Here is a 16390-nt window from a genome sequence, read left to right as displayed (position 1 = left end):
AGTCGAAAAAATTTTCGCCGCCCCCCTTCCCAATTCAGATTTGGCTGTGCACAATGCGCGCCCCGCTCACCGGGACGGCCGAACGGCCTGAACGGAAGTCGGGAAGCGGTAAGAAAAAAGGTTTCGCAGGGTGTTGACGGTCGCGAAATCTGCTGTAAGATGCGCGGCTCCCTCGGGCACTTTGGTGACGGGGACGGAACGAGGCGCTGAGGCCGGTTCCGACGATCTTTGACAGTGTGCGCAGGTGACTTGTGCGGGCGTCTGGCCGGTGGATTAGTCCATCCGCAGACGTTCGTGACAGAGTCCAAATGAAGCAAGAAAGCATGCAAATGCGAGTAAACGTGTAATTCGGGCTCAGGAAACGACGACTGCACTCAAAGCATTGACGAGGACTTTTGTCCGAGTCGCAATACTTAAGTGAAGAGTTTGATCCTGGCTCAGAGTGAACGCTGGCGGCAGGCCTAACACATGCAAGTCGAACGGCAGCACAGGAGAGCTTGCTCTCTGGGTGGCGAGTGGCGGACGGGTGAGGAATGCGTCGGAATCTGCCTATTTGTGGGGGATAACGTAGGGAAACTTACGCTAATACCGCATACGACCTACGGGTGAAAGTGGGGGACCGCAAGGCCTCACGCAGATAGATGAGCCGACGCCGGATTAGCTAGTTGGCGGGGTAAAGGCCCACCAAGGCGACGATCCGTAGCTGGTCTGAGAGGATGATCAGCCACACTGGAACTGAGACACGGTCCAGACTCCTACGGGAGGCAGCAGTGGGGAATATTGGACAATGGGCGCAAGCCTGATCCAGCCATGCCGCGTGTGTGAAGAAGGCCTTCGGGTTGTAAAGCACTTTTGTCCGGAAAGAAAACCTTTCGATTAATACTCGGAGGGAATGACGGTACCGGAAGAATAAGCACCGGCTAACTTCGTGCCAGCAGCCGCGGTAATACGAAGGGTGCAAGCGTTACTCGGAATTACTGGGCGTAAAGCGTGCGTAGGTGGTTTGTTAAGTCTGATGTGAAAGCCCTGGGCTCAACCTGGGAACTGCATTGGAAACTGGCTTACTAGAGTGCGGTAGAGGGTAGTGGAATTCCCGGTGTAGCAGTGAAATGCGTAGATATCGGGAGGAACATCTGTGGCGAAGGCGACTACCTGGACCAGCACTGACACTGAGGCACGAAAGCGTGGGGAGCAAACAGGATTAGATACCCTGGTAGTCCACGCCCTAAACGATGCGAACTGGATGTTGGGAGCAACTTGGCTCTCAGTATCGAAGCTAACGCGTTAAGTTCGCCGCCTGGGAAGTACGGTCGCAAGACTGAAACTCAAAGGAATTGACGGGGGCCCGCACAAGCGGTGGAGTATGTGGTTTAATTCGATGCAACGCGAAGAACCTTACCTGGCCTTGACATCCACGGAACTTTCCAGAGATGGATTGGTGCCTTCGGGAACCGTGAGACAGGTGCTGCATGGCTGTCGTCAGCTCGTGTCGTGAGATGTTGGGTTAAGTCCCGCAACGAGCGCAACCCTTGTCCTTAGTTGCCAGCACGTAATGGTGGGAACTCTAAGGAGACCGCCGGTGACAAACCGGAGGAAGGTGGGGATGACGTCAAGTCATCATGGCCCTTACGGCCAGGGCTACACACGTACTACAATGGTAGGGACAGAGGGCTGCAAACCCGCGAGGGCAAGCCAATCCCAGAAACCCTATCTCAGTCCGGATTGGAGTCTGCAACTCGACTCCATGAAGTCGGAATCGCTAGTAATCGCAGATCAGCATTGCTGCGGTGAATACGTTCCCGGGCCTTGTACACACCGCCCGTCACACCATGGGAGTTTGTTGCACCAGAAGCAGGTAGCTTAACCTTCGGGAGGGCGCTTGCCACGGTGTGGCCGATGACTGGGGTGAAGTCGTAACAAGGTAGCCGTATCGGAAGGTGCGGCTGGATCACCTCCTTTAGAGATGTAACTAAGATGGGCGATTGCCTGTCAGACGTCCGCACAAGTGACCTGCATTCAGAGTTCCCGGCCCCGTCCGAAAGGGTGGCGTGCCGCGGGAGCGTCCCATGTTTTATGGGGCTTTAGCTCAGCTGGGAGAGCACCTGCTTTGCAAGCAGGGGGTCGTCGGTTCGATCCCGACAAGCTCCACCAAAACCAGCCAGCGCAACACTTATGGGTCTGTAGCTCAGGTGGTTAGAGCGCACCCCTGATAAGGGTGAGGCCGGTGGTTCGAGTCCTCCCAGACCCACCACCAAGTGGAAGTTGCTTCCGGACACTCTGAATGATCTGCGCACACACCAAGATTTGAAGCGATCGGGCGCTGAAGCCCGCATCGTGTTCTTTGAAAACTGGGACGTAGCGAGCGTTTTGAGACGAATGTCCATGACGTGTCGTAGAGGCTAAGGCGAGTGCCGAGAGGCACTTTATTAATTGAGTCGTTATATTCGAGTCCGGGCTTTGTACCCCTGGACCCGTATAGTTCCAAGGCAACTTGGGGTTATATGGTCAAGCGAATAAGCGCACACGGTGGATGCCTTGGCGGTCAGAGGCGATGAAGGACGTGACAGCCTGCGAAAAGCGTGGGGGAGCTGGCAATAAGCATTGATCCCGCGATGTCCGAATGGGGAAACCCACTCCGCAAGGAGTATCGTGCAGTGAATACATAGCTGTACGAAGCGAACCCGGTGAACTGAAATATCTAAGTAACCGGAGGAAAAGAAATCAACCGAGATTCCCTAAGTAGTGACGAGCGAACGGGGAGCAGCCCTTAAGTTGAGTAAGGTTTAGCAAAACGAGCTGGAAAGCTCGGCCATAGACGGTGACAGCCCGGTATGCGAAAGACCTCATTCAATGAAATCGAGTAAGGCGGGGCACGAGAAACCCTGTCTGAATATGGGGGGACCATCCTCCAAGGCTAAATACTCCTGACCGACCGATAGTGAACCAGTACCGTGAGGGAAAGGCGAAAAGAACCCTGGTGAAGGGAGTGAAATAGACCCTGAAACCGTGTGCGTACAAGCAGTAGGAGCCCGCAAGGGTGACTGCGTACCTTTTGTATAATGGGTCAGCGACTTACTGTTCGTGGCGAGCTTAACCGTATAGGGGAGGCGAAGGGAAACCGAGTCTGATAAGGGCGCATAGTCGCGGGCAGTAGACCCGAAACCGGGTGATCTAGTCATGCCCAGGGTGAAGGTTGAGTAACATCAACTGGAGGCCCGAACCCACTCCCGTTGCAAAGGTAGGGGATGAGGTGTGATTAGGAGTGAAAAGCTAATCGAACCCGGAGATAGCTGGTTCTCCTCGAAAGCTATTTAGGTAGCGCCTCGGACGAATACTACTGGGGGTAGAGCACTGTTATGGCTAGGGGGTCATTGCGACTTACCAAACCATGGCAAACTCCGAATACCAGTACGTACTATCCGGGAGACACACGGCGGGTGCTAACGTCCGTCGTGAAAAGGGAAACAACCCAGACCCACAGCTAAGGTCCCAAATTCATCGCTAAGTGGTGAACGATGTGGAAAGGCACAGACAGCCAGGAGGTTGGCTTAGAAGCAGCCACCCTTTAAAGAAAGCGTAATAGCTCACTGGTCGAGTCGGTCTGCGCGGAAGATTTAACGGGGCTAAGCGATGAACCGAAGCTTGGGGTGCACAACTTGTTTGTGCGCGGTAGAGGAGCGTTCCGTAAGCCGATGAAGGTGGATTGAGAAGTCTGCTGGAGGTATCGGAAGTGCGAATGCTGACATGAGTAACGATAATGCGGGTGAAAAGCCCGCACGCCGAAAGCCCAAGGTTTCCTTGCGCAACGTTAATCGACGCAGGGTGAGTCGGCCCCTAAGGCGAGGCAGAAATGCGTAGTCGATGGGAAGCTGGTTAATATTCCAGCACCTCGCGTAAGTGCGATGGAGGGACGGAGAAGGTTAGGTCTACCCGGCGTTGGTTGTCCGGGAGAAAGCAGGTAGGTGTGGGTCTTAGGCAAATCCGGGACCCTTTAACACCGAGCAGCGAGACGAGCTCATTAGAGCGAAGTGACTGATACCACGCTTCCAGGAAAAGCTCCTAAGCTTCAGCTTACGCAGACCGTACCGTAAACCGACACAGGTGGGCAGGATGAGAATTCTAAGGCGCTTGAGAGAACTCGGGTGAAGGAACTAGGCAACATGGCACCGTAACTTCGGGAGAAGGTGCACCCCTCTTGGTGGCTCATGCGAGCTACAGCTGAGAGGGGTCGCAGTGACCAGGCCGCTGCGACTGTTTATCAAAAACACAGCACTCTGCAAACACGAAAGTGGACGTATAGGGTGTGACGCCTGCCCGGTGCTGGAAGGTTAATTGATGGGGTCAGCCGCAAGGCGAAGCTCTTGATCGAAGCCCCAGTAAACGGCGGCCGTAACTATAACGGTCCTAAGGTAGCGAAATTCCTTGTCGGGTAAGTTCCGACCTGCACGAATGGCGTAACGACAGCGGCGCTGTCTCCACCCGAGACTCAGTGAAATTGAAATCGCTGTGAAGATGCAGCGTTCCCGCGGCAAGACGGAAAGACCCCGTGAACCTTTACTATAGCTTTACATTGAACGTTGAGTTCGTCTGTGTAGGATAGGTGGGAGGCTATGAAACCATGGCGCTAGCTGTGGTGGAGCCATCCTTGAAATACCACCCTGTCGTGCTTGACGTTCTAACCTAGGCCCGTAATCCGGGTCGGGGACCATGTATGGTGGGTAGTTTGACTGGGGCGGTCTCCTCCCAAAGTGTAACGGAGGAGCACGAAGGTACGCTCAGCGCGGTCGGACATCGCGCACTGTGTGCAAAGGCATAAGCGTGCTTGACTGCAAGATCGACGGATCAAGCAGGTACGAAAGTAGGTCTTAGTGACCCGGTGGTTCTGTATGGAAGGGCCATCGCTCAACGGATAAAAGGTACTCCGGGGATAACAGGCTGATACCGCCCAAGAGTTCATATCGACGGCGGTGTTTGGCACCTCGATGTCGGCTCATCACATCCTGGGGCTGTAGTCGGTCCCAAGGGTATGGCTGTTCGCCATTTAAAGTGGTACGCGAGCTGGGTTCAGAACGTCGTGAGACAGTTCGGTCCCTATCTGTCGTGGGCGTTGGAGATTTGAGAGGGGCTGCTCCTAGTACGAGAGGACCGGAGTGGACGAACCTCTGGTGTTCCGGTTGTCACGCCAGTGGCATTGCCGGGTAGCTATGTTCGGAAGCGATAACCGCTGAAAGCATCTAAGCGGGAAGCGCGCCTCAAGATGAGATCTCCCGGGACTTTAAGTCCCCTAAAGGAACCATCAAGACTAGGTGGTTGATAGGCAGGGTGTGTAAGTGCAGCAATGCATTGAGCTAACCTGTACTAATGATCCGTGTGGCTTGACCATATAACCTCAAGTTGCTTTGGTCTCCACGATATGTTTGACGACATTCGTACGCTTCTTTGAAGTAAACTTCGCTACGTCCCAACTTATTCGCCGATGACGGGCAATACTCCGTCTGAAGCAACCCAACGAGAGCGTGTGCGCGACTCAGTTCATCGAGACCCGCGACCCTCCACCCTCTCCCTGGTGATAATAGCTGTGTGGAACCACCCGATCCCATTCCGAACTCGGAAGTGAAACGCACATGCGCCGATGGTAGTGTGGCCTAAGCCATGCAAGAGTAGGTCATCGCCAGGGGCTTTATCCGAAGGCCGGTTCCCGCAAGGGGGCCGGCCTTCACCTTTTGGGCGAACGAGAATCGGCGTTGGCCGATATGCCCTGCCGGTGGGCGGAGATAATCCGCGTGAATCCACACGCATCCGCGCGAGCCGGGGGCGAGATAATCGCTGCGGTGATCGTGAACCACCCACCCACGCCGGCTAATGCCGGCGTTTGTGTTTGCGGGACCGGAAAACATACCGGCGTCCTTCGTCCCTGCCGGATGGCGGGCCGAACCGCCTGCTGTGGGAGCGGCGTGAGCCGCGATGGCAATGAAGCGACGACGTCGTTCGGTGATGGCGATCGCGGCTTACGCCGCTCCCACAGGAAGCGGCGCGGCGGGGGGAGCACGGCCGTGGCCCATGTCGTTCCTATCCCAAAGCGGAAGGCGCCGCGTGGAGATCGCGGTCGCGGCTTACGCCGCTCCTACCCCAAAGCGGAAGGCGCACAGTGGGGCACTTAACAAAAATGCCGGCTTGCGCCGGCATTTCTCGTTTCGGGACCAGGCATCGTGGTTACCGCGGAGCCGAGGAGTCCTTNAGGCGCACAGTGGGGCACTTAACAAAAATGCCGGCTTGCGCCGGCATTTCTCGTTTCGGGACCAGGCATCGTGGTTACCGCGGAGCCGAGGAGTCCTTGGCTCGCAAGGTCACCACCAGCACATCCCGGTGCGCGGGCAGCTCCGGGTCCAGCGGGGTTACCGCGGTCACGCCGTGGAACACGCGGCTGTCGTCGACCAGGGCTGCGTCCAAGGGCGCGGTCAGAGTGAAGCTGCCCAGCTCGGTGCCGTCCTCGGCATGGATCGAGGTCGTGCCGCTGAGGATGTTCTGACGATCGATCAGCAGCACCAGCACGTAGTCCACGCCATCGCGATGCACGCCTTCCGGGGTCGGCTGGCCGGCCTGGTCGCTGCGCGCCTCGATCCGGAATTGATGCACCTCGATATGCCAGCCGCTGACCGCCGGCGCCAAGGCGCCGAAGAAGTCGCGGCAGAACCCGATGATCCGGCGCAGGCTGTCGCCGTCGCCGATCGCGGGCAGGATCGGCTCGAACCAGCGTTCGATGTCGCCCTGCAGCGTGTTGTAGTCCAGGCTCTGGTAGTGCGGCTGGTGCGCTTCGCGGCGCAGTGCGCCCTCGGTATCGGCGGAGTACACGGCATAACGGCGGCGACGGTCGCGGCCGTGGCGTGCCAGGTAGACGTCGGGGCCGAGGTCGTTCCAGCTGTCGGCGAACGCGGTCCAGTCCTTCCAGGCGCCGCCGCTTTCGAGCAGGCCGCGCATGGTCTGCGCTTCGACGAAGCGGAAGCCGTCGTGTTGCAGTCCGGATTCGAGATCGCGGATGGTATCGGTGACGCCGGAAGTCATTGCGGAAGCCTTGACGTAGCTAGCTGGGCGCTCGGCTGGGCCGCAGCGGAAGCTGCGACGGATCCTGTCCGCCGCAACGGGAGATCACACCTGCGCGATGGCCGCGGCCTTCAGCGCGGCCAGTACCAGCAAGGCGATCACGCAACCATAGCCGACGACCCACACCAGGCTGCGCAGACCGTGCTTGTCGGCCAGATACAGCACGCCGTGCAGCACGCGCATGACCACGAACGTCAGCGCCAGCGCGGCGATGTGCGCGTGGGCGACGCCTGCGAGCTGGGCCAAGACCACGCCGGCGGCGAACGGTGCGAAGGCCTCGTAGGCGTTGAGCTGGGCGGCGTTGGCGCGGATACAACGCGGGTTGTCCTGACGCGCCTGCCAGCCGCGCGGATCGCGATTGTTGTAGCGCTGCCCGCTGCCTTTGGCGATCGACACCCACAGGTACGGCAACAAGGCGGCGATCAACACGCACCAGTAGGCCAGGGCCAGGGTCATGGGCAGGGTCCGTCCAGGAAGATGTAGCGAAGCCTAGCGGAAAAGCCGCGCGGGCGAGGGGATGCGGGGCGCTGCGGCTGTTGGAGGCGGCGAACGGGCCGGTTCGGTGGCGTTCGTGGAGCACGGTCGCCGTTGATACCGGCCCTCACCCCAACCCTCTCCCGCTAGCGGGAGAGGGGGCGGATCCAAGGTTGTGGCTTATTTGCCCGCAGGCTGCATCAGCTTCTCGTGCGCGGCGCGGAAGGCGTTGCCTTCGTACCAGTTCGGCCATTGCTCGTTGCCGGCCAGGGTCTTGCCGACGCCGTACAGCGCGTCCAGGTCCTGGATCACGCCGTCCATCTTCCAGCCTGGATCGAACTGGTCGGCGGGCTTGTGGTAACGCTGGTCGCGGTAGTCGGTGTTGGCCTTCTGTCCGGCCACGGTACCGCCGTCGATCAGGTCGTCGCCGCCCTTGGCGTACAGCGCCGGCACGCCGGCTTTGGCGAAGTTGAAATGGTCGGAGCGGAAATAGAAGCCGTCTTCGGGCGTGGCCTCGGCGTGCAGGGTGCGGCCCTGCGTGCCGACGGTGGCTTTGAGGATGTCCTCGAGCTCGGAACTGCCGTAGCCGATCACCGTCATATCGCGCGCCTTGCCGATCACCGGCATCGCATCGAGGTTGATCACCGCGACGGTCTTGTTGAGCGGCACGGTCGGATGGGCGACGTAATACTTCGAACCGAGCAGGCCGGATTCCTCCAGCGTCACCGCGACGAACAGCAGCGAGCGGTCCGGCGGCGGGGTCTGCTTGGTGAAGGCTTCGGCGATTTCGAGGATGCCGGCCACGCCGGTGGCGTTGTCGATCGCGCCGTTGTAGATCGTGTCCTGCGCGGCGGCCTGGGCCTTCGCGTCGGCGCCGTGGCCTTCGTGACCGCCCTTGTCGGCGTGGTTGCCCAGATGATCCCAATGCGCCATGTAGACGATCGCTTCGTCCGGACGCTTGGCGCCGTCCAGGCGCGCGATCACGTTGCGCGAGGACTTCTCGCTGATCGTGCTCTTGAGATCGATCGAGGCCTTGGCCTGCAGCGGAATCGCCTTGAAGCCGGGCTTGCCCGCGGCCTGGTAGAGCGCGTCCAGATCCTGGCCCAGGTCGGCGAGCAGCTTGCGCGCGGCGTCGCCGGTGATCCAGCCCTGCACCGGCAGGCGCGGTTCCGGATCGTCCTTGGCCGGCAGATCGAACTGCGCACCCGACCACGAGTTCTGGACCACGTCCCAACCGTAGGATGCGCCCTCGCTGTCGTGGATGATCAGCGCCGCGGCGGCGCCCTGGCGTGCGGCCTCTTCGAACTTGTAGGTCCAGCGGCCGTAGTAGGTCATCCGCTTGCCTTCGAAGAGCTTGGCGTCCTGGCTGTGGAAACCCGGGTCGTTGACGAACATGACGACGGTCTTGCCCTTGACGTCGATGCCGGCGTAGTCGTTCCACTTCTGTTCCGGCGCGTTGACGCCGTAGCCGACGAACACCAGGTCGCTGGCGTCGATCTTCACTTCCGGCTTGCCGGTGCGCGTGCCCACGACCATGTCGCTGCCGAACTTGAGCTCGCGCGCCTGTCCCTTGACGTCGAGCTTGAGCACAGCGGATTCGTCGGCCGTGGTTTCGACCATCGGCACGGTCTGGAAGTAGCTGTCGCCGTTGCCCGGCTTCAGGCCCAGGCGCTTGAACTGCGCTTCCAGGTACTGGACGGTCTTCTCTTCGCCGGCGCTGCCCGGCGCGCGGCCTTCGAACTCGTCGGAGGCCAGCACTTTGACGTGTTCTGCGAAGTCGGCGGCGTTGATCACCGCATCGAAGGCATGGCCGGGAGCCGCCGGTGCGGCGGCCTGCGGTGCGGCGGCGGTCGGCGCTTCGGCCGGGGGTTTGCTGCAGGCGGTCGCGGCGAGCGCGGCGGCGAGCACCGAGGTGGCGGTCAGCCAGGGAGTGGCGTGGTACGGCGTGCGGGACATGGGAACTCCGGGACGGCCGGCATCGGCGGAATCCCCATTCTATGTCCCGATGCGGGCCCGGGACCTGACCGCTATCGTGAATACGCGGTCGGGTCCGGGCCGTTCAGCTAGCGCGGCGATTGCTACGCGGCGATCACCGGCTCGGCGGCGTGTCGCCGGAATAGCGCACCGCGGTGGCGCCGGTGACCGCACCGATCTTCGCCGTCGAATGCACGTACAGGTCCACCTCGCGCTTGAACACCAGGGCGCCGTCGACCTGCGCGTTCGGTCCGATGATCACGCGCGGATTGCGGCGGTTGCTGGAGAACAGCTGGAAATTGGGCTTGTCGTAGGTGATGCCGCCCTTGACGTGCGAGCCGGCGCCGACGGTGAGGTCGCCGTTGACGGTCTTGATGCCCTGCGACACGTCGGTGTCGACCAGGCCGATCGAGCCGTTCACGGTCTCGACGCCGCCGCGGATCGTACCGCCGCGATCGACGAAGATGCTGCCGTTGACGGTGCTGACGCCGTCGTTCATCAGCACATTGCGGGCGACGCGGATGCCGCCGTTGACCGTCTGCAGGCCACCGGCCTGGACGTTCTCGGCGACGGTAACGCTGCCGTTGACGGTTTCGGCATCGCCAAGGCGGGCGCCGGCACCGACGCGGATGCTGCCGTTGACGGTGGTCAGGTCGCCGTACTTCTGGCCGGCTTCGGCGTTGATGCTGCCGTTGACCTTTTCGACATCCTGGTCGGAGGCGAAAGCCGGGGCGGCGGCGACGGACAGGGCCAGCGTTAGGGCGAGGGCGAAGCGGTTGCGGATCATGGGCGGGGTCCTTGGAAGTTCCCGTTGGGCGGGCTCGTAACAATAGATGCGATGGGCACGGTACAGGTTTAAGCCATCGTCGATGCGCTCGGCGCGTGTCCTTCGTAATGCCGTTGCGGGCCGCTCCGCTACAATCGGGCAACCGCAACGCCGGCTCCGGCCCCTTCATTAGGAAACGCGACGTGCCATCCCCCTCCGCGCGCCCCCACCCCGTGGTCCTGCTGATCCTGGACGGCTGGGGCCATCGCGACGACCCGGCCGACAACGCCCTGGCCCAGGCCGAGCTGCCGAACTGGCGGGCGCTGCTGGCCACTGAGGCGCATACCCTGATCCACACCGAAGGCCGCCACGTCGGCCTGCCGGACGGGCAGATGGGCAATTCCGAGGTCGGCCACATGAACCTCGGCGCCGGCCGCATCGTCTACCAGGACCTGACCCGGATCGATGCCGCGATCCAGGACGGCAGCTTCTACGCCAACGACGAGCTGCGCGCCGCCTGCGCCGCGGCCAAGGCCTCCGGCGGCAGCCTGCACGTGATGGGCCTGCTTTCGCCCGGCGGCGTGCACAGCCACGAGCAGCACATCTTCGCGATGCTGGAACTCGCGCACCGCGAAGGCGTGCCGCGGGTCGCCGTGCATGCCTTCCTCGACGGCCGCGACATGCCGCCCCGATCGGCCGCGCCCAGCCTGGCGCGCCTGCAGGCGGTCTGCGACCGTCTCGGCAACGCCCACATCGCCTCGGTCAGCGGCCGCTACTACGCCATGGATCGCGACCAGCGCTGGGACCGGCAGCGCCGCGCCTGGGATGCGATCGTCGAAGCGGCCAGCGAGCATCGCGCCGCCGATGCCCAGACCGCGCTGGCGCAGGCCTACGAGCGCGGCGAAAACGATGAGTTCGTGGCCCCGACCGTGATCGACGGCGCGCGGCCGATGAACGACGGCGACGCGGTCGTGTACATGAACTTCCGCGCCGACCGCGCCCGTCAGCTGACCGCGGCCTTCGTCGACCCCGACTTCTCCGGCTACGAACTGCGCCGACCCAAGCTGTCGCGCTTCGTCTGCCTGACCGAGTACGACGCCAAGCTGCCGGCGCCGGTCGCGTACGCGCCCGATGACCTGCGCCACACCCTGGGCGAACTGCTGGCCGAGCACGGCCTCAAGCAGCTGCGCATCGCCGAGACCGAGAAGTACGCGCACGTGACCTTCTTCTTCAGCGGCGGCCGCGAAGATCCCTACGAAGGCGAGACCCGCATCCTGGTGCCCAGCCCCAAGGTCGCGACCTACGACCTGCAGCCGGAGATGAGCTGCCCGGAAGTCACCGCGAAACTGGTCGAGGCGATCCGCTCCGGCGCGATCGACGTCGCCATCTGCAACATCGCCAACCCCGACATGGTCGGCCACACCGGCGATCTCGGCGCGGCGATCCAGGCCGCGCAGGCGGTGGACGTGGCGATCGGCGCGGTCGCCCGGGCCGTGCGCGACAGCGGCGGCGCGCTGCTGATCACCGCCGACCACGGCAACCTGGAAATGATGCGCGACCCGGACACCGGCCAGCCGCATACGGCGCATACGGTCGGCCCGGTGCCGTTGGTCTACCTCGGCCCGCGCCGCGCCGCCTTGCGCGATGGCGGAGCCTTGCGCGATGTCGCGCCGACCATCCTCGACCTGCTCGGCTTGCCGCAGCCGGCGGAGATGACCGGCCGCACGCTGCTGGTGCCGGATGCCGCGACCGAAGGCGGGCTGGTCGCCTGATGCCGACCCTGCGCGCGTTCGCCGTGGCGCTGCTGCTGTCGCTGCTGGCGCTTGCGCCGGCGGCGGCGCAGAACACCAGCCGCGATGCCGAACGCAAGCTCGAGCGCATCAAGAGCGAACTCAAGTCGGTCGCGGACGAGCGCCGCAAGCTCGAAGGCCAGCGCGGCGCGGCCTCCCGCCAGCTGCGCGAGGCCGATGAGAAGGTCGGCCAGTCCAACCGCAGCCTGCGCGACACCGAGCAGCGTCTGGCGCGCGAGCAATCCTCGCTGACGCAGCTGCAACAGCGCCGCGAAACCCTGCAGGGCACGCTGGGCGCGAGGCGCGAAGAACTCAATCGCTTGCTGCGTGCGGCCTATACCCAAGGCGCCGATGCGCCGCTGAAGGTGATGCTGGCGCAGGACAAGGTCGCCGACGCCAACCGCCTGCTCGCCTACCACGGCTATCTGCAGCGCGACCGCGCCCATCGGATCGCGCAGCTGCGCGCCGAGCTGAGCGAACTCGACGCGGTCGAACGCGACATCGTCACCCGCCGCACCGAGCTGGACAGCTCGCGTAAACAACAGCGTGCGCTGCTGGGGCAGCTGCAGAGCGATCGCGAATCGCGCGCCGCCCTGGTCAGCCAGATCAACCAGAAGTACCAGGACCGCAGCAGCCGCGAACGCGCCCTGGGCCGCGACGCCCAGGGGCTGGAAAGCCTGCTCAAGAAGCTGCGCCAGGCCGCCGCGCGCGCCGAAGCGCGGCGCAAGGCCGCGGCCGCACGCGAGGCGCGCGCCGCCGCGCAGACCGGTTCCAAGCAGGGCAGCGCGGCACCGACACGCAAGCCGGTCGTGGTCGCCAGCGCGCCGCCGTTGCAGGTCGGCGGCCTGGGCTGGCCGGTGTCGGGCGCGCTGCTGGCCGGCTACGGCGGCACCATGCCCGACGGCCGCGGCAGCGAAGGCCTGCTGATCGGCGCCAGCGCCGGCGCCACGGTCAAGGCGGTCGGCGACGGCCAGGTGGTCTACGCGGAATGGATGACCGGTTACGGACTGCTGCTGATCGTCGACCACGGCAACGGCTACATGAGCCTGTACGCGCACAACGACGCCCTGCTGCGCAACGTCGGCGACCGCGTCAAACGCGGCGACCCGGTCGCCACCGTCGGCAGCTCGGGCGGCAACGGCCGCCCGGCGCTGTACTTCGAGCTGCGGCGCAACGGACAGCCGGTGAACCCAGGGACCTGGCTGCGGCGCTGAGGGGCGGGGATCGGCTTCCAGCCCCTCCCCGGACCTAGCCTGAATGCTTCGCGCAGCGGTTAACGAAAGCTTCCCGCGGCCTGCCTAACGTGTTCCTATTCGACCACGCGCACCGAGCGAACCCCGATCGCGCCGCGCGGTCCAACCGATATCCGTTTCGGAGTTCCATGCATGCGCCTGCGTCATCCGCCCTCTTTCCGTCCGACCTTGGCGCGAGCCCTGCTGCTGGGCCTGGCGCCGCTGGCGCTGGCCGGCGTGGTCCTGCCCGCCGCGGCCCAGGACAAGCAGCCGCCGGCCACCGCTCCCGAGCCCGCCAAGCCGGCCAAGCCCACTAAGCCCGACGCCAAGCCCGACGCCAAGGACGCTAAAGACGCCAAGGACGAGTCCAAGGTGCCGATCGATGAGATCCGGCGTTATGTCGCGGTCTACAACGCGGTCAAGCAGGCCTACGTCGAGCCGGTCGACGATCGCAAACTGATGCACTCGGCGATCCGCGGCCTGCTGTTCGACCTCGACCCGCACAGCGTCTACCTCGACAAGGTCGCCGCCGACGATTTCGACGAACAGGCGCGCGGCGCCTACGACGGCATCGGCGTCGAACTGCAGCGCCAGGCCGACGGCACGCTGCGGGTGATTGCGCCGATCGACGACACCCCGGCCGCACGCGCCGGGATCAAGGCCGGCGACCTGATCGTCGCCATCGACGGCAAGCCGTTCAAGCCCGATGAAGGCGACAGCTCCGGTCCGCTGCGCGGCGCGCCCGGCAGCAAGGTGGTGCTGAGCATCGTGCGCGAGGGCAAGGACAAGCCCTTCGACGTGACCGTGGCGCGCGAGACCATCCGCATCGCCAGCGTGCGCAGCCGCATGCTCGAACCCGGTTACGGCTACCTGCGCATCAGCGCGTTCCAGGCCGACACCGCCGCCGATTTCGAAACCCAGATCGAGAAGCTCAAGACCCAGGCCGGCGGCAAGCTGCGCGGACTGGTGATCGACCTGCGCAGCAACCCCGGCGGCCTGCTGACCTCGGCGGTGCAGATCGCCGACGACTTGCTGGAGAAGGGCAAGATCGTCAGCACGCGCGGCCGCATCGCGATCAGCGACGCCGAATTCGGCGCGACCCCGGGCGACCGCCTCGACGGCGCGCCGGTGGTGGTGCTGGTCGACGCCGGTTCGGCCAGCGCGTCGGAAGTGCTGGCCGGCGCGCTGCGCGACAACGGCCGCGCGCGCGTGGTCGGCAGCCGCACCTTCGGCAAGGGCTCGGTGCAGACCGTGCTGCCGCTGGACAACGGCGATTCGGTCAAGCTGACCACGGCGCGTTACTTCACGCCCAGCGGCAAATCGATCCAGGCCCTGGGCATCGTCCCCGACGTCGCCCTGCATCCGGCCAAGGAAGCCCCCAACGGCGGCCGCGTCAGCTACAGCGAAGCCAACCTGCCCGGTCACCTGCGCGGCGACGTCGACGACGCGCCGGGCACCAATGCCGGCGAAGTGCTGGAGGGCGACGCGCCGATCACCGCCGCATTGGCGGAACTGAAGAAGCCGGCGGTGGCGAAGGCGGAAGACGGCGCGACCAAGCGCTAAGCATCCAGACGCGGCCAGATCGCGACGCCGCCAGATCGCGCGCACCCGCTTCGACGCATGCGAAAACGCCCGGCTCAAGCCGGGCGTTTTCGTATTCGGATGCGTCGTCGTTCTCGACTGCGAGCGGTCGGTCAACCGGCGATCGCGGCGCCCGTCACGGCGAGGTCCAGGCGTTGCGGCGGTGGCGCCTCGCTCATCGCATGGGCGCTGTACGGCGCGTCGGCGTCAGCGCGGTTTCGCCGGCAGCGGGAACGGCGTGACCACCTTCTCGCCGGTCGCCGCATCGCGGATCGCCGACTGGCCTTTGCGCTCGACCTCCTCGATGCGCACGATGCTGTGCATCGGCAGATGCAGCATGCGGGTGTTGCCGAACTCGTCGCGCAGGCGCTCTTCGGTCGGATCGACGACCAGGCCTTCGTGCACGTCGAACACCAGCTCGCCGACTTCGGTGAACCCCCAAAGCGCGCCGGAGGCCACGTGCCGCGCATACAGCTCGTAAACCTTGCCGGCGTTGAGGAAGGTGACTTTGTAGAGCGTCTTGGCCATGGCGGGTGTCGATGGAGAGGGGCGGGCGGGCCGCGTTCGCGGCGATCTCGCTGGGTATAACGAAAGTAGGGTCGCGGCCGTGACTTGCAAGGCTGCGCCGCGCTCAGAAGCCGCGCCGCCGCCGCATCCGCCGGGCGATGCCCGCGCGCGCGATCAGCGCGAACGCGCCGCCGAAGGCGAAGCCGGCCAGATGCGCCGACCATGCCACCGCGCCGAAGGCCGGGCCGATGAAGGTGAACACCACTTGCAGCAGCGCCCACACCCCGATCAGCAGCGGCGCCGGCACCTTCACGAACTGCAGGAACAACCCCAGCGGCACCACCACTCCGAGCTTGGCCCCCGGGAACAGGGCCAGGTAGGCGCCGATCAGGGCCGAGACCGCGCCGCTGGCGCCGATGATCAGCCGGTCCGGGGTGCCGATCGCGATCACCGCGGCCAGATTGGCGACCGCGCCGCCGCACAGGAACAGGGCCAGGAACCGCCAGGGCCCCATGGTCCGCTCCGCCGGCAGGCCGAAAATCAGCAGGAACACCAGGTTGCCGAGCAGATGCGCCCAGTCGGCATGCAGGAACAGGGCGCTGAACAGGCGCAGGCCGCTGCCGTCGCGGATCGCGTCCCACCAGGCCGACGGGCTGGACAGGCCGCCCGAGAGCGCCCCCCATTCCAGCATCAGCCGGCGCTCCTCCGTGTCCGGCAGCAAGGCCGAACCGATGAAACACAGCCACAGCGCTGCGAACAGCAGGGGGGTGGCCCAGCGCAGGGGTGCCTTTTCGCGGGAGGGGATGGCGATGAACATCGGTCGGGGCGTCGCGTATTCCAGTCCGGCCGGTACGAACAGGGGGAAACCGGCACGGCAGAAAGGCAAAAACGGTAGCGGCGAGACGGGCGTCCTATTGTTAGCTTTCAGTTAACGGCCGCGCTATAGTGCATACGGCGTCGTACGT

Annotated in this window: 8 protein-coding genes, 2 tRNA genes, 3 rRNA genes and 1 pseudogene; 8 read left to right on the top strand and 6 right to left on the bottom strand. The window is 64.0% G+C overall.

Features of this window, described 5'->3' with window-relative positions; translation table 11 throughout:
• The first annotated feature begins 414 nt into the window (after positions 1-414).
• The 5 genes from ASD78_RS10195 to rrf all read left to right on the top strand — a co-directional run bounded on the left by ASD78_RS10195 (position 415) and on the right by rrf (position 5677).
• Positions 415-1959, top strand: a 16S ribosomal RNA gene (locus tag ASD78_RS10195).
• A gap of 116 nt (positions 1960-2075) precedes the next feature.
• A tRNA-Ala gene (locus ASD78_RS10190) sits at positions 2076-2151 on the top strand.
• 23 nt (positions 2152-2174) lie between these two features.
• Positions 2175-2251, top strand: a tRNA-Ile gene (locus tag ASD78_RS10185).
• Positions 2252-2503: 252 nt separating this feature from the next.
• Positions 2504-5383: ribosomal RNA gene (locus ASD78_RS10180) — 23S ribosomal RNA — on the top strand.
• A gap of 179 nt (positions 5384-5562) precedes the next feature.
• Positions 5563-5677: ribosomal RNA gene (gene rrf, locus ASD78_RS10175) — 5S ribosomal RNA — on the top strand.
• The 16S, 23S and 5S rRNA genes sit together here with 2 tRNA genes alongside, the layout of an rRNA operon.
• A 635-nt stretch (positions 5678-6312) precedes the next feature.
• Here the strand turns inward: rrf and ASD78_RS10170 are convergent.
• The 4 genes from ASD78_RS10170 to ASD78_RS10155 all read right to left on the bottom strand — a co-directional run bounded on the left by ASD78_RS10170 (position 6313) and on the right by ASD78_RS10155 (position 10336).
• A complete protein-coding gene (locus ASD78_RS10170) occupies positions 6313-7062 on the bottom strand; it encodes a 2OG-Fe dioxygenase family protein (protein WP_056100890.1) in 750 nt (249 codons plus the stop codon).
• A gap of 84 nt (positions 7063-7146) precedes the next feature.
• Complete coding sequence (locus tag ASD78_RS10165; RefSeq protein WP_056100886.1) at positions 7147-7557, bottom strand: MAPEG family protein; 411 nt, start codon at positions 7555-7557, stop codon at positions 7147-7149.
• A gap of 198 nt (positions 7558-7755) precedes the next feature.
• The gene (locus ASD78_RS10160; protein ID WP_056100882.1) at positions 7756-9531 is read right to left on the bottom strand and encodes a M28 family metallopeptidase; all 1776 of its coding nucleotides are present in this window, start codon (positions 9529-9531) and stop codon (positions 7756-7758) included.
• 133 nt (positions 9532-9664) lie between these two features.
• Positions 9665-10336, bottom strand: a complete 672-nt coding sequence (locus ASD78_RS10155; protein ID WP_055901995.1) for a hypothetical protein — start codon at positions 10334-10336, stop codon at positions 9665-9667.
• Positions 10337-10518: 182 nt separating this feature from the next.
• Between ASD78_RS10155 and gpmI the strand changes: the two genes are divergently transcribed.
• From gpmI to ASD78_RS10140, 3 genes and pseudogenes are all read left to right on the top strand, one after another.
• A complete protein-coding gene (gene gpmI, locus ASD78_RS10150) occupies positions 10519-12087 on the top strand; it encodes a 2,3-bisphosphoglycerate-independent phosphoglycerate mutase (RefSeq protein ID WP_056100879.1) in 1569 nt (522 codons plus the stop codon).
• Positions 12087-13319, top strand: coding sequence for a peptidoglycan DD-metalloendopeptidase family protein (locus ASD78_RS10145; RefSeq protein ID WP_082575536.1), 1233 nt, complete (start codon positions 12087-12089; stop codon positions 13317-13319). Before gpmI ends, ASD78_RS10145 begins: the two co-directional genes overlap by 1 nt.
• A gap of 384 nt (positions 13320-13703) precedes the next feature.
• Positions 13704-14900: pseudogene (locus ASD78_RS10140) on the top strand (S41 family peptidase); the annotation flags it as partial.
• 225 nt (positions 14901-15125) lie between these two features.
• Here ASD78_RS10140 and ASD78_RS10135 read toward each other — a convergent pair.
• A complete protein-coding gene (locus tag ASD78_RS10135; protein ID WP_055901988.1) occupies positions 15126-15446 on the bottom strand; it encodes a DUF1820 family protein in 321 nt (106 codons plus the stop codon).
• Positions 15447-15549: 103 nt separating this feature from the next.
• A complete protein-coding gene (locus tag ASD78_RS10130; RefSeq protein WP_055901984.1) occupies positions 15550-16242 on the bottom strand; it encodes a rhomboid family intramembrane serine protease in 693 nt (230 codons plus the stop codon).
• Positions 16243-16390 lie beyond the last annotated feature (148 nt).

Source organism: Lysobacter sp. Root667 (genome assembly GCF_001427715.1).
Lineage (GTDB): Bacteria > Pseudomonadota > Gammaproteobacteria > Xanthomonadales > Xanthomonadaceae > Lysobacter.
This window is presented reverse-complemented; position numbering and strand designations above follow the sequence as displayed.

What these genes read in the sequence shown, in the direction of transcription:
- ASD78_RS10170 (WP_056100890.1), bottom strand. Translation starts at nt 7,062, where the DNA reads ATGACTTCCGGCGTCACCGATACCATCCGCGATCTCGAATCCGGACTG.
- ASD78_RS10165 (WP_056100886.1), bottom strand. Translation starts at nt 7,557, where the DNA reads ATGACCCTGGCCCTGGCCTACTGGTGCGTGTTGATCGCCGCCTTGTTG.
- ASD78_RS10160 (WP_056100882.1), bottom strand. Translation starts at nt 9,531, where the DNA reads ATGTCCCGCACGCCGTACCACGCCACTCCCTGGCTGACCGCCACCTCG.
- ASD78_RS10155 (WP_055901995.1), bottom strand. Translation starts at nt 10,336, where the DNA reads ATGATCCGCAACCGCTTCGCCCTCGCCCTAACGCTGGCCCTGTCCGTC.
- ASD78_RS10145 (WP_082575536.1), top strand. Translation starts at nt 12,087, where the DNA reads ATGCCGACCCTGCGCGCGTTCGCCGTGGCGCTGCTGCTGTCGCTGCTG.
- ASD78_RS10135 (WP_055901988.1), bottom strand. Translation starts at nt 15,446, where the DNA reads ATGGCCAAGACGCTCTACAAAGTCACCTTCCTCAACGCCGGCAAGGTT.
- ASD78_RS10130 (WP_055901984.1), bottom strand. Translation starts at nt 16,242, where the DNA reads ATGTTCATCGCCATCCCCTCCCGCGAAAAGGCACCCCTGCGCTGGGCC.